This window comes from Marinobacter sp. M1C (assembly GCF_023314135.1).
Classification (GTDB): domain Bacteria; phylum Pseudomonadota; class Gammaproteobacteria; order Pseudomonadales; family Oleiphilaceae; genus Marinobacter.
The window spans coordinates 4,210,031-4,224,227 of sequence record NZ_CP092289.1 but is presented as its reverse complement, the minus strand read 5'-3'; the positions used below and the strand labels follow the sequence as shown (position 1 = coordinate 4,224,227).

Below are 14,197 nucleotides of genomic sequence, written 5' to 3'. Positions count from 1 at the left end.
AAAAAGGTTTTGCATGCTGCCATTCCGAATTGTGGATCGCGTTAAGTTCGTTGTTGAGCGCCAGTTGGTGAAAGGTGCGGGTTTCCAGCTATTGGTGGTTGCCGCCTTTATTGCGCTGATTTCGATTGCTGGCGGACTTGCAGTATTGGCGGTCGGGCAAAAATTTGACAGTGTGGGCGCGGCCGTTTGGTGGGCGTTTTTGCGCCTGACAGATCCTGGCTATCTGGGTGACGACATAGGCGCTTGGCAGCGTTTTGTCTCTACCCTGCTTACCGTCAGCGGTTATGTGGTGTTTATGGGCACCCTGGTTGCCATTCTCACCCGCTGGCTGATTGCCAAAATGGAAGAGTTAGAGCGAGGCCTGACGCCGGTCACGCTGAAAAGTCACATTGTGGTACTGGGCTGGACCCGGCACACGTTGCCACTGCTGACGGAATTGCTGAGTGCATCAGGCCGTATGCGCCGGTTTCTGGAGCAACACGATGCCGGCCGGCTCAATCTGGTCGTGCTCTCAGAGCATGCCAGTGCGGAGCAGGTGCACGAATTACGTATGGAGCCCGGTATCGGCCGTCGCGCGCGCCAGATCATTTTGCGCAGCGGCTCACCCATTCAGCCCGACGCCCTGCATAGGGTTGCGTGTCTGGACGCCGCCGCAGTCATTGTGCCCAGCGGCCACACAGGCGCCGGCAGCCTGCTAACGCCGGATGTGGAAACCGTCAAAGCGCTGCTGTCGATTGCCGCTCAGGCACGCCAATACAACGCGCCACTGCCTTATGTCGTGGCCGAGATTCAAGACCTGCGAAAATTGCCGGTGATCGAACGAGCCTATCCCGGCGCGGTAGAAGTGGTGGCCGGCGATGCCACCATCAGCCGTTTGATGGCGCAGAATATCTTGCATCCGGGCCTGTCGGAAATTTATAACGAACTGCTCACCGCTGGCGACGGCAACGAGCTGTATGTGCGCGGTGGCGAAACCATGGTTGGCATGACCCTGGCTGAGGTTTCTGCGCAGCGGCCGTTGGCGATTGTGCTGGGCCTGCTGAAGCGCGAGGGTGAACAGTGGAAAGTCTGGTTGATGGCGCCAACAGACAGCGTAATTGACAAAGAAGACCGAGTGATCATGATGGCGCGTTTTTACGCCGAAACCGATCCTAACCCCAAGCTGCCGTCGTTACCCGTGGTTCAGCGTGGTAGCCCACGGATAGTGACCGCCGCGCCGGTGCAGAAACTCCAGAGAATACTGGTGTTGGGCTGGAATCGACGGGTGCCCAGCCTGCTGGCGGAGTTGTCGAGTTACCACTATCGGCCGTTTCAGGTGGATGTGATTTCGGTTGTCGGCGCTGCTGAACGCGACCAGCTGACCCGGCGCCATCTGGGAAAAAAGGTAGACATGGAAGTTCAGCACATCGAAGCCGATTACATGGTTGAGGCCGAGCTGCGCCAATTGCAGCCAGCGGCCTACGACACAGTGATGCTGCTGAGCAGCGATCGCCTGGCATCCGGTGAAGAAGCCGACGCCCGCACCATGGTGGGTTATTTACAACTGGAAGATGTACTGGCAGGTCAATCACGGCGTCCGCAGTTGATCATGGAACTGAGCGATCCAGACAACAGCCATTTGCTGTACAACCACGGCAGCGAAATGCTCATCAGCCCGATGATACTCAGCCATGTTCTAGCTCAGGTTGCCCTTAGGCGAGAGTTGCGAGTGGTGTTGGATGAGCTCTTCACAATGGATGGTGCGGAAATTCAGTTTCGGGACCCAGGCGATTACGCGCTTCCGGCCAGCGTTAATTTTCAGTTGCTGGAACGAACGTTGGCCAAAGAGGGTGAAATAGCGCTTGGTATCTATCGGGACCAGCCAGACGCCAAGGGTCGGCATCTGATGCTAAACCCGCCTCGGCGGGATTATCTCGATGTTAAGCCTGGGGACCGGTTAGTGATTTTATGTTTAACAGGCCAAGTATCTGATTAGTGCCTCCCGTCATTACCGGGGCCGTCTACACCTTATAAGCAAACGAATAGACCAATCTGGTCGGAAATACTCGGGCTGTCAGCTGTGGATTTGTAAACGTTGGGTATCCGGTTTTAATGTTTTTAGCCATTCACAAAAAAAATGCTGAATATAGATTATATAAATTTCAGTTATGCGGTGAGAGGCATTAGAGTAGTCGTCAATGTCCAGGGAGAATTGGATTTAAATTCGACGCCCTTGAAAAAACTGACGTACAAAGGAATGAACCATGCCCTACTCAAAAGACGTTGATACCCTAACCACCCTGTTGAAACAGAATCCTACCTGGAACGCCATCAAGCCTGAGCACGCGGCCCGCATGCGCGCCCAGAACAAATTTCAGACTGGCTTGGATATCGCCAAGTACACCGCCAAGATTATGCGTGAAGACATGGCGAACTACGATAACGATACCTCTCAGTACACCCAGTCTCTGGGGTGCTGGCACGGGTTTATCGGCCAGCAGAAGATGATTTCCATTAAGAAACACTTCGGCGACACCTCACGCCGCTACCTGTACCTGTCCGGTTGGATGGTTGCCGCCCTGCGTTCAGAGTTCGGCCCTCTGCCAGATCAGTCCATGCACGAGAAAACCGCCGTGTCCGGCCTGATTGGCGAGTTGTACACGTTTCTGCGCCAAGCTGATTCCTGGGAACTGAACCATCTGTTCCGTGATCTGGAAGAAGCTCAGAACGCCGGCGACGACGCCAAGGCCGAGCAGCTGATAAGCCAGATTGATAACCATCAGACCCACATTGTGCCGATCATTGCCGACATCGACGCCGGTTTTGGTAACGCAGAAGCCACTTACCTGCTGGCCAAGCAGATGATTGAAGCCGGTGCCTGCTGTATCCAGATTGAAAACCAGGTGTCTGACGAGAAGCAGTGCGGCCACCAGGACGGCAAAGTAACCGTTCCCCACGCCGACTTTCTGGCCAAGATCAACGCTGTGCGTTTGGCCTTCCTGGAACTGGGTGTAGACGACGGCGTGATTGTTGCCCGTACTGACTCCTTGGGTGCTGGCCTGACTCAGAAAATTGCCGTAACCGACGAGCCGGGTGACCTGGGCGACCAGTACAACAGCTTCATCGACGGTGACGTTATTGCTAAAGCCGAAGACATCAACAACGGCGACGTGGTGATCAAGCAGAACGGTCAGCTGGTCAAGCCCAAGCGTCTGGCATCTGGATTGTTCCAGTTCAAGGCCGGTAGCGGTGAAGACCGGGTTATTCTGGATTGCATCACCAGCCTGCAGAACGGCGCTGACATGCTGTGGATCGAAACCGAGAAGCCCCACGTTGGCCAGATCGCAGCGATGGTTAACCGCATCAAGGAAGTAGTTCCTAACGCCAAGCTGGTGTACAACAACAGCCCGTCGTTCAACTGGACTCTGAGCTTCCGTCAACAGGTGTTCGATTCCTGGAAAAAAGAAGGCAAAGACGTATCGGCCTACGAGCGTGCTGCGCTGATGGGTGAAGAATACGACAGCACCGACCTGGGCAAGCTGGCCGATCAGTGGACGGCGGACTTCCAGCGCGATGCTGCCCGTGAAGCCGGTGTGTTTCACCACCTGATCACGCTGCCGACTTACCACACGGCGGCCCTGTCGACCGATAATCTGGCCAAAGGCTATTTCGGTGCCGAAGGCATGCTGGCTTATGTCAAAGGTGTTCAGCGTAAAGAAATTCGCCAGGGTATCGCCACTGTTAAGCACCAGGACATGGCCGGTTCCAACATTGGTGACGACCACAAGGAATTCTTCGCCGGCGACGCCGCGCTGAAAGCCGGTGGTAAAGACAACACCATGAACCAGTTTGGCTAATAGGCTAATCTGACGCGGCACGGATGCCGCAACTCCCCCTTCCGGGATTTAAAAACCCGCACGCTGGTTCGCCAGGTGCGGGTTTTTTTGTGGCGCCGGCTCAGGGTTGAGGCCTTGGTCTATGCTAATAGAAACAACGTGTTCAGGCAGGAGCAGGGCGATTGAATCTGGATCAAGGCATTGTGTTTGCGGTATTGGGTATTACGCTGGCGCTGTTTGTCTGGAATCGACTGCGGTTTGATGTGGTGTCGATGCTGGCGTTGCTGGCGATGGCGTTCACCGGTCTGGTGCCCGCTGATGAACTGTTCAGTGGTTTCGGACACCCGGCGGTAATTACCGTGGCGGCTGTATTGGTGATCAGCCAAGGGCTGGTAAACGGCGGCGTGGTGGATGCGATTGCCCGATTGTTGGGGCGTATCGGCCATCGGCCCACCCTGCAGGTGCTTACGCTCACCTCGGTGGTTGCGCTTTGCTCCGGTTTTATCAACAACGTTGGCGCCTTGGCTCTGTTGATGCCGGTCGCCATCTGGATGTCCCGTGACGCCGGGCGCTCGCCCTCCATGCTGCTGATGCCGCTGGCGTTTGGCTCCTTGCTGGGGGGTACCGTCACCCTGATTGGCACACCACCGAACATTATTATTTCTTCCTATCGTCCCGAAGGCGCCTTTGGCCTGTTCGATTTTGCCCCGGTGGGTCTGGCGGTCACCGTGGCCGGTATTGCGTTTATCACCCTGGTGGGCTGGCGTCTGACACCGCGGCGCGATGACGGCGACGGCGGTAAAAAGCTGTTCAGCGTGGGGGATTATGTTACCGAACTGCGAGTGCCGGAAGGCTCCGCCAGCGCTGGCGTCACCTTGCACTCACTGTTGACCGAATCCGGTGAGAGCGATGATCTTGCGGTGTTGGCCTTGATCCGTGACGGCGCACGCAAGATCACTCCCTCGACCTTTACTGTAATGCGCGAAGGCGATTTGTTGTTAATTGAGGCCAATACCGAAAGTTTGCAGGCTTTTCTAGACAATACCGGTCTTGAGTTAGCCACCGGTGCGCTTTTGGCGCCGCAGCGCGAGCTAGACAACGAGACAACGAACGCGGACGGGCTACCTGAAGATTCCAGCGATGAGCCCAGCGCCGACGAAGAGGATGCCAAGGCGCCGATTAGTCTGGATGAAGGCGACTTGCAATTGATGGAAGTGGTGGTTTCGCCAGGCTCAACCTTACTTGGACTGTCTGCTAACCGTTTGGGTTTGCGCGAACGCTATTTGCTGAACGTGGTGGCGGTGGCTCGCCGTGGCCAGCGTATTCAGAGCCGGTTGGGGGATATCCGCTTCCAGGCCGGCGACATTCTGCTGGTGCAGGGTACCCAGGATGGCCTCACAGAAACTCTGATTACTCTGGGTTGCCTGCCGTTGGCAGAGCGCGGGCTGCGGCTTGGGTCGTCACGCAAGGTAGCGCTGGCGGCCGCCGTATTTGGTGCCAGTATTGCGGCGGTGGTCAGCGGGCTGCTGAGCGCACCGGTAGCGCTGGTGGCAGGCGCGGTGGCGATGGTGTTGGTGGGATTGTTGTCCGCGGAAGAGGCCTATAAGTCTATCGATTGGTCGATCATTGTCTTACTGGCAGCGATGATTCCGGTCGGCCAGGCGCTGGAAACCAGCGGCGGCGCCCAGTTACTAGCGAATCAGATGCTGGCACTGGGCGGCGACTTTTCGCTGGCCGCGGTGCTGGCCATGTTGTTGGTAGTCACTCTGCTGCTGTCGAATGTGATCAATAATGCCGCGGCCGCGATTGTGGTGGCACCGGTCGCATTGAACCTGGCGACGTCGCTAAACGTGCCCACCGACGCGGTGTTGATGGCGGTTGCCGTAGGCGCCTCATCCGCCTTCATGACGCCTATTGGCCATCAGTCCAATGCGCTGGTGATGGAGCCCGGCGGTTATCAGTTTGGTGACTACTGGCGCTTGGGATTACCGTTATCGATCATCGTTACGGTGGTAGCTGTGCCAATGATTATGCTGGTGTGGGCGTGATCTTGAGTATTGGGCATCCAGTGTCCCATATGGCCAATTCAGGGATCCATTGTTTGGCGTTAAGAGCTCTTATGTCGTCAAAGTAGCTACATAGTGCCTGAGCTTTACACATTATATTTTTGTAGAGCCTTGATTTAGAAATCGAATACTTAAAATGCGGTATTTAAACCTGGCGAGTTGTACCAGTAATGTTACAACCTGCTATTTTTTCGGGGCGGTGAAAAGCGACGAATAAAAATTAAAAATCACGTTTTTCAGTGGCTTGCTTGAGGGCTGGAATTTTTTGGCACAATTATCGCTAGGTTGTTCTCTGTGAGTCTATACGGACACTTGCACAGTGATTGCAGGCTGGAATGGGCTCTCTAGCAGCTAACAACAACGAAGGGATGACATCATGAATACGAAAAAAAATATGCTGGCAATTGCTGTTGCTTTGAGCCTTGGCTTGTCAGGTGCCGCGTGGGCTGACCAGCAAGGTGGCGATGGTGATCCGAACACCAACGCCGCCGGTGGCTCCACGTCCAACAACGACACCTCCGGCAACGCCAACTCTGGCAATGACAGCTCCACGAACAACTCTGATAATTCGGATAGTAGCAGCAACGACTCCGGCAACAACCAGGCCGATAACAGCAGTAACGACTCCGGCAACAACCAGGCCGATAACAGCAGTAACGATTCCGGCAACAACCAGGCCGATAACAGCAGCAACGACTCTGGCAACAGCCAAGCGGATAACAGCAGCAACGACTCTGGCAACAGCCAAGCGGATAACAGCAGCAACGATTCCAGCACCAACCAGGCGGATAGTAGCAACAACGATTCCGGCAACAACCAGGCCGATAACAGCAGCAACGACTCCGGCAACAACCAGGCCGATAACAGCACCAACGACTCTGGCAACAGCCAAGCGGATAACAGCAGCAACGATTCCAGCACCAACCAGGCGGATAGTAGCAGCAACGACTCCGGCAACAACCAGGCCGATAACAGCACCAACGACTCGAACAAAGATCAGTCGGACAGCAGCACCAACGATTCGTATAACGATCAGTCGGACAACAGCATTGCCGGCTCCTACAACGATTCGTCTGACAGCAGCAGCAACATGCTGAGCATGTCGGTCGACATGTTCCTCAACAGCGCCGAACTCAATGGCAGCGTCAGTGACGTGTCAGTGAACTACGGCGACGCCACTGCTCGCAGATCTTCCACCGATGTGCGGACCAGCAATAGCATTGGCGACGGTTCTGCGAACTTCACCGGTGTGGGCGCGTTTGCCCAGAACGTCGGTGTGGGCAGTGTTACCCAGGCTAACGTCAGTGTGATGTCTAACCTGACCGCAGGCGGCAACTAGGCGCAGGTGCGGGCTGCCAGTTTCTGGTAGCCCGCCCAGGCCCGGGAGGCATGGGATGGAAAACAGCCTTTACCAAGTTAAACGCTGCTTTATAGCGGGTTGTATCACTCGCGTGCTGGGGTTAGCTCTGTTAACAAGCACAGCGACCGCCTTGGCTGATACCGCCAACAGCGATGAAACCTGGCTGCAGCAGTCTGCGCTGTCTGCGCAACAACTGAACGAGGCCAGCGGTCGCCAAGGCATACCACTGCAATGGCAAATGAACACCAGTAACCAGAATGGCAATGTCAGCGATAACGTGCTGGCTGGACAAGTGATGACGGGTAACAACCTGATCAGCGGTGGCGCCTTCCAAAATATGAGCGGCGTGGCCACGGTTATTCAGAACTCGGGCAACCAGGTGGTTATTCAGGGCACAACTCAGGTCAACGTTCTTATTAACCGATAACAGGAGACAGGCGATGGCCGGTGGTACAGGTATTACCGCGATCTTGGCGACCCTACTACTGGTTATCAGCCCTGCGACCAGTGGCGGCAGTGTCATTATTCCGGGGTTTTCCGGAAGCTTTGAGGTGGCCGTTGAGAGTTTTCAGGCCCGCCGTTTCAGCTCGGTATTCCGCCAGCAGTACGACTTCAGTTGTGGTTCTGCAGCAATCGCATCGTTACTGACGTTTCATTATCAGTTCGAGGTGTCAGAGGAAGATGTCTTCAGCGGCATGTTCGCCGTAGCCGACCCAGAGAAAGTGCAGCGTGAAGGTTTTTCTATGTTGGATATGAAGCGTTATTTGGCGCTTGAGGGCTATCGGGCGGACGGTTTTCGCCTGCCATTGGATGGATTGCGCAAGGAGGTTCGGTTACCGGTGATTGCCTTGGTCACGCTGGATGGTTATCGGCATTTTGTGATCATCAAAGGTATTTCGCCCAGCGAAGTGCTGGTGGGTGATCCGGCGCGTGGTATGAAAGTGTATCCGCGGTCAGAGTTTGAACAATACTGGGATGGCACGGCGTTTGTGATACGCAGCCATCTGCAACAGGGACGCATTTCGTTTATTGCCGATGGATCCTGGCCTTCGGTCGCAACGGCGCCTTTGAGCCAGGTTCAAGACGCACCGCCACTGGGGCACACGTTGCCTTATTGGCCATCGATGTCGGAGTGGTGAACCTATGACCTTGAACCTACGAATATTGAGACCGGCCGCAATTCGACTGGCCTTGGTAATGGTTCCCGTTTTGTCGGTTGCACAGGCCCAAGCCGCAGATTGGAGCCCGGTGCTGAGTGATGCTGAGCTGGCGCAGAAGCGCGGCGGGTTTTTTCTCAACCGTTTTGAAATTGCCATTGGCCTGGAGCAAAGAGTGTCGGTGAATGGCGACCTGCAAGTCATTAATAGCTGGCGCATACCCAATATCAGCGACGTGGGCAGTTACGCCCAAGCCCTCAAAAATCTGCCCGTACTGCGCGACGTCAGCAGCGCTGGCGACGGCGCACGGGTAACCAGCGGTGTACTCGATAACGGAAGTTGGATGACGCTGATCCAGAATAATGTGGACGGCGCGGTTATCCAGAATATGCAGCAACTGAATATTGAACTGAACAACCTGGGGCAAACTTGGCGTCTGCCCCCCAACTTTCAGGATTCCATGCTGTCGCTACCGAGGCGTTAAGACTGCGGCGCCTTACAAGCTTAGAGGCAGTTTCAGGGTAATTTCGCTGTTAGGCGCATTATCCGTGACACCTACGTTCACGGAAAGGCTTAATGTTGTGCTATTCGACAACCGGTGGGCCAGGCCGAACGATAGTGACCCCACATGAATCCGATCGAAGTTGGCATCAAAAAGGCTGTTATCCTGCTCAAAACTGGTTTTACTGATTACTGAATGATCGTACCCCAGGCTGAACGAGGTACGCTCGTTAAACGCGAAGCCCATGCCAAATCCGAAACGTACAATGTCGCCCGGGTCGATAGTACCACCGTTGATCTGGCCCTCATCTTCTTCCATTGTCCATACGTAGCTCAGGTTGCCAAAAAGCACGGCGGGATCGCTCGGGTATATAAAGGAAAAGCCGGGTTCAAATGACCAGAATCCGGAACCGGTCGGACGCTCGTTCAGAGTCACTCCAATGGGCACGCCATCTTCGGTGAACAGTGTGGTCTTTTTAACATCATAGGGCCCTTCGCCCGTGGGCGCACGTACCCGGAATACGCCGATCACATAAGGCCAGCCCTCCAGCCCGTCATTCAGCTGATAGCGTGTGGATAGCTCCACGTCGCCCAAGCCGTTACCGGATGACTCACGCAGATTGTCCACGGGCGTGCCCTTAAATACATCGCGCTCGCGCAAGTCTTCACTGATGCTCAGATAGGGCACCCGAACCGCGGCCTCCAGGCGGCTGGTAAAGCCGTACTTCAACGACACGGCGCCCACAAAAGTATCCCGCTGCACTTCGGATATGTTGATTAGCCCGATCAACAATGCGGGTATAACCGTGTAGCCCTCGATTGCCACCAGGGTAGAGCTGCTGTGGGAGTAAGACAGCGATGGTTCAATAGTGAAGCGCTTGGGCCGGGTGACAATGCCGCGGTCCGCGGTGATAGACGCAATGCTGGTGGCCTGGTCCACCGGGGGCGGATTGATGTTACCGGTATTTTCCTGGGCGTACGCCGGTGTTATGGCCAGAGTAGCGGTTAATAGACATAGCCTGGGGGATGTCCACAGTGGTGAATGCAAAAGGTGTGTCATACACAATCTCCTTCAGAGTCTTCATCTAGGTGTAAAGTTGTATGTTTATGCTTTTCCAATAGGCGATAGAACGAAACGCGGGAAATCGCCAGCATGCGGGCTGCAGCGCTGACGTTATGTTGTGCCAGGTTCAGGCTGCATGACAGTGCGTGACGTTCGGCTTCGTTGCGAAACGCAGAGAGTGTCAGTTGTGAAGGGTTGCCGGGAGTTGGCAGCGCCGCCTGTAAGCCCAGGCTGCGGGGGCTGATGGTGGCGCTGTCGCTGAGCAGCCCGGCTCGGCGCAAACGATTTTGCAGTTCGCGCAGATTACCGGGCCAGGTATGGTGTGCAAGCGCCGAGATGGCGGCGGTGCTGAGTTTTTTCGGGGTGTTGTTTTGGTCTAAAAGTAACAGGGCGAGGGTAATAACGTCGTCGGGGCGTTGGCGAAGTGCCGGCATATTAATAATCAAGCTGCCCAGACGATAGAACACATCGCTCCGGAACTCGCCCTGGCGAACCAGCTCGCCAAGGTCTGAAGAACTGGTTGCCAGAATCCGTACGTCCACGATGAACGATGCCTTGCCTCCAATGCGCTCAAGCCGGCCTTCCTGCAAAAAGGGCAGCAACGCCGATTGCTGTTTCATACTGAGCTCATCAATACCGGCTAGTAACACTGTGCCCCGGTGCGCCAGTTCCAAACGCCCCGGATGGGCTTTCAAAGCGTGGGTGAAGGCGCCTTGTTCGTAGCCGAACAGCTCGCTTTGGGTCAAGGATTCAGGCAGCGCGGCGCAGTTAACAATCACATGTGGGCCATAAGTACGGTTGCTGTTTTTCTGGATAAAGTGAGCGGCGGCTTCTTTACCGCTGCCGCTTTCGCCGGTGATCAACACCGGCTCGTCAACCGCAGCGAAACGCCGCAGTAAGGAGCGGGTGTCACAGATAGCGGGCGACGAACCGGTCAGCACAACATCGTTGAAATCCGGCCCGCGCCGGTTACTGTCGTAACCGTCTGTGGTTTGGATTTGCAGCTCCGCCATGCCCCACAAATGCCCCAACATCGCTGTGAAACGGCCCATATCCAACGGTGCCGAGTGGTAGTCAGAGCAGTAGCGGGCAATGAACCGCTGGGTATCGGAACCCGGAGATGGATAGATGTCGACAATGGCAACCCAATAGCGCAGCCCCAGAAACTCAATCCAGCGACAAAAGTTACCGACATCGCTGACATTGAACCGGCGCAGATCTGCTACGCCAGCACGTGTGCCTGCACAGGACGGCGGCGCCAATGGCATATCGTCACTGGCGTTGATGGCGTACACCTGATACTCAGACCCAAATTCTGGTATGTCTGGTACGTGGGTTGATAGCCATATAAGTGTTCGGCATGGCGGCATGAAAAACCTCCATTTCGTCACAACATAAGCCACACATCACGAACATTGGATGTTGCGCACAAAAATCCTATCCGTAGATGGCTGCAAACAACATTTAAAGCATAAGGTGTGCCAGAGAACCTGCGAAGCGGGTTATCAAACAGTTAGCAGAATCATCTATTGCGTGAAAAAATCGATATGTAAAATTCGTTGACACTTAGGCTGTCGAGGGCGGTTCAAAACCGTCCGGCGCGGATGCTTCCCGCTCCATGATGTGGCTTGCCAGGGCTACGCCGGTTTCGCTCATGGTCAGGTAAGCTTCGTTGGCGCCGGCTTCACGTATTTGGTGAGCTTCGTCCTGGAACATGGTGTGGGCCACAATGTAGCCGGTGAAACCCATGCGCCGCAGCATGCGGGCGGCAATCAGTTTGCCTTCAATGTCGGCCATGGCGAGGATCACTGAATGCACCTGGGGCATATGCAGATTGCTCCAGAAGGTGGTGTCTTCGGCATCGGCAAACACCACATTGCGCCCCGCCACGCCGTGCTGGGTAATTTTGTTGGGGTCAGAATCCAGTCCGACCAGGGTCGGTTCGGTTTCGATCAGCCAGTCGTAAGCGGCGGTACCGGTGCGCCCCATACCCATGATGAGAACCTTGGCGTCAGACAGCGCCAGGGGCTGTTCGTCAGGGTGATGTTTATTGGTTTCGTAGCACTCCAGGCGGCTGGCAAAGCGCTCGTAAAGGCCGTGAGCGATGCGGTTCAGGGGCGCTGAAATTACAAATGACAGCGCCACGCTGATGGCCAACGGCACCATCCACTGGGGCAAAGCAATGCTGGCCACAATCAGGCCGAATTCGCTGTAGTTTGTCAGCGCCAGCGACGTTAGAAAACTGCTGCGCGCGCGCAGGCGGAACAGAATCATCAGGAAGAAAAACAGTATTCCTTTCAACGGTAGAATCAGGCTGGCAGCCAATGCAAACATCAATGAATGGGCGTCTGGCAGCCCGCCAATGCCGATTTGCAGGAAAAACCCCACCAGGAATATCTCTTTCACACTCCACAGAGATTTGGCCAGCTCCTGACTGCGTGGGTGATTGGCCAGCACCGCACCAAACAGCAAAGCACCAAGCTCGGAGCTCAAGCCCAAGGCTTCAAAGCCCAAGCCGCCCAATACCAGTGCTAAAAGCATGCCCAACAGCACCAGTAGTTCATCGTGGCCGCTGGCATCCAACAGGCGAAACAGCAATGGCCGCATTAGCGGCAGGCCGAACACAATCAAGGCCCATTCTGACGGCGTTTTACCCGCGGCGAGGCTCATCACCACTAGTGCAATCAGGTCTTGCATTACCAGAATGCCGATGGCGACGCGGCCATGGAACGCGCGCAACTCGCGCTTACTTTCCAGCACTTTGGCGGCAAGAATGGTGGATGAAAACGACAGCGCCACCGCTAGCATGAAGGCAATGTACCAGGTAATATCCAGAAACAGATACAGCCCGGGGGTGAACACAAAGCAGGTTATGCCAAAGTGCAGCAGGCTACCGCCAATGACTTCACGGCTGATGATGGTCTTGAACTTCAGCTTCAAGCCCACCGTAAACAGCATCAGCAACACGCCCAGGTGAGCAATGTGGCCTAATACTTCGGTGGGCTCGGCAGAGATATTGGAACCCGGGAACGCCGTTAGTGCGCTGAGTGTGAAACCGGCCGCCAGATAACCCACCAGGGGTGGTAAATGAACCACCTTGACCAGCAGGCCAAGACCAAACGCAAAGGAAATCCATACAGCTTCAGGCATGAGAGGTTCTTTCAGGGAAAACGGATTATAGTCGGCGTAAGGCTACCTTGTTTTTCCCAATCGTTGAAGCCGATAACAACAGAGCCTCTTGCCTGTTTGTGTTACTCGGCTTTTGAAGCATGGGATTTGGCAAACTCCAGGAACAGACGGGCTGACTCTTCCGGCGCTTCAATCATGGGCGCGTGACCAACACCGTCCAATACCTCCAGTTGTGCACCCGGGATGATGTCCACAAAGACTTCGCCGTTACGGTAGTTAATCACACGGTCTTCCTTGCCCCAGACGACCAGGACCGGGGCTTTGATGCGGCTGACCATACTGCGGAAACCCGTCTCGAAGCCAGCGCCCCGGATGGCGGCAAAAATCACTTCATTCACTGTCTGATTGGCAAGAGCCTGGTCTTCCATAACCCCAAGAATGGGCCAGGGAATAAACGGCTTTTTCTCAAGAGCGAAATCCATCAGACGCTCAAAATCGCCAGGTTTTGAGGGGATAAGTGGGTTGTCACCAGCGGCGACCAAATCAAACAGTTCGCTCTCGTAGTCAAGGATACCGGCCGGGTCGAACAGTACGGCAGTTTTGATCTGTTCCGGATAAGTGGCGGCATATAAGGCCGTAATGGCGCCGCCCATGGAGTTGCCCATCATGTGCATCTTGGCAATGTCCAGAGCCTGAAGAATACGGGCAAGGTGTGCCACTTGCTGGTCCAGCCGATAACCGAGATCCAGCGGTTTGCTGCTTTCGCCGTGGCCCGGAAGGTCTATGGCATAAACGTTAAATTTATCTGTGAGCTCCCGGGCCATGCGGGTCCAGTTGTCTTTGTTGGCACCAAAACCATGAACCATCACGATGGTCTCGCCGTTGTTCATTTCTGCGTTTCGCAGGTACGCAATGTTCAGTTCGCCCAGAGTAATGCTGGCAGCCTCAAGTCCGGCGGTGGAACGCTCATAGTCGATAGCCTTCTGATATATGTCATTGCGGGAGCATGCGCTTAAAAGCACAACGGATAAGAGCAAGAAAAAGGTAATATTAGGTGACTTTTGCAGCATTTGAGCAGTTCCAGGCTGTTTGTGTAACGGGGCAGG

General features: G+C 55.2%; 11 protein-coding genes. 7 read left to right on the top strand and 4 right to left on the bottom strand.

Going from position 1 to position 14,197, the window contains the following annotated elements; genetic code table 11:
• Positions 1-13 precede the first annotated feature (13 nt).
• The 7 genes from MIH19_RS19905 to MIH19_RS19875 all read left to right on the top strand — a co-directional run bounded on the left by MIH19_RS19905 (position 14) and on the right by MIH19_RS19875 (position 8,882).
• Positions 14-1,975 carry an ion channel DMI1 gene (locus tag MIH19_RS19905; protein ID WP_249006513.1) on the top strand — a complete coding sequence of 654 codons (1,962 nt, stop codon included), beginning with the start codon at positions 14-16 and terminating at the stop codon, positions 1,973-1,975.
• 268 nt (positions 1,976-2,243) lie between these two features.
• Positions 2,244-3,836: an isocitrate lyase gene (locus MIH19_RS19900; protein ID WP_249006512.1), complete on the top strand. Its 1,593-nt coding sequence runs from the start codon at positions 2,244-2,246 to the stop codon at positions 3,834-3,836.
• Between the two features lie 161 nt (positions 3,837-3,997).
• Positions 3,998-5,863: an SLC13 family permease gene (locus MIH19_RS19895; RefSeq protein WP_249006511.1), complete on the top strand. Its 1,866-nt coding sequence runs from the start codon at positions 3,998-4,000 to the stop codon at positions 5,861-5,863.
• Positions 5,864-6,257: 394 nt separating this feature from the next.
• Positions 6,258-7,220, top strand: a complete 963-nt coding sequence (locus MIH19_RS19890) for a dentin sialophosphoprotein (protein ID WP_249018608.1) — start codon at positions 6,258-6,260, stop codon at positions 7,218-7,220.
• A 55-nt stretch (positions 7,221-7,275) separates the two neighbouring features.
• Complete coding sequence (locus tag MIH19_RS19885; protein WP_249006509.1) at positions 7,276-7,668, top strand: hypothetical protein; 393 nt, start codon at positions 7,276-7,278, stop codon at positions 7,666-7,668.
• Positions 7,669-7,681: 13 nt separating this feature from the next.
• On the top strand, positions 7,682-8,380 hold the full coding sequence (locus MIH19_RS19880; RefSeq protein ID WP_249006508.1) for a C39 family peptidase: 699 nt from the start codon (positions 7,682-7,684) through the stop codon (positions 8,378-8,380).
• Positions 8,381-8,384: 4 nt separating this feature from the next.
• The gene (locus MIH19_RS19875) at positions 8,385-8,882 is read left to right on the top strand and encodes a hypothetical protein (protein ID WP_249006507.1); all 498 of its coding nucleotides are present in this window, start codon (positions 8,385-8,387) and stop codon (positions 8,880-8,882) included.
• 12 nt (positions 8,883-8,894) lie between these two features.
• Here MIH19_RS19875 and MIH19_RS19870 read toward each other — a convergent pair whose 3' ends face one another.
• The 4 genes from MIH19_RS19870 to MIH19_RS19855 all read right to left on the bottom strand — a co-directional run bounded on the left by MIH19_RS19870 (position 8,895) and on the right by MIH19_RS19855 (position 14,161).
• The gene (locus MIH19_RS19870) at positions 8,895-9,959 is read right to left on the bottom strand and encodes a transporter (RefSeq protein ID WP_249006506.1); all 1,065 of its coding nucleotides are present in this window, start codon (positions 9,957-9,959) and stop codon (positions 8,895-8,897) included.
• Positions 9,956-11,332 carry a sigma-54 dependent transcriptional regulator gene (locus MIH19_RS19865; protein WP_249006505.1) on the bottom strand — a complete coding sequence of 459 codons (1,377 nt, stop codon included), beginning with the start codon at positions 11,330-11,332 and terminating at the stop codon, positions 9,956-9,958. The genes MIH19_RS19870 and MIH19_RS19865 overlap by 4 nt, the downstream gene beginning before the upstream one ends.
• Positions 11,333-11,528: 196 nt before the next feature.
• The gene (locus MIH19_RS19860) at positions 11,529-13,112 is read right to left on the bottom strand and encodes a cation:proton antiporter family protein (protein WP_249006504.1); all 1,584 of its coding nucleotides are present in this window, start codon (positions 13,110-13,112) and stop codon (positions 11,529-11,531) included.
• Positions 13,113-13,213: 101 nt separating this feature from the next.
• Positions 13,214-14,161, bottom strand: coding sequence for an alpha/beta fold hydrolase (locus tag MIH19_RS19855; protein ID WP_249006503.1), 948 nt, complete (start codon positions 14,159-14,161; stop codon positions 13,214-13,216).
• Positions 14,162-14,197: the final 36 nt, after the last annotated feature.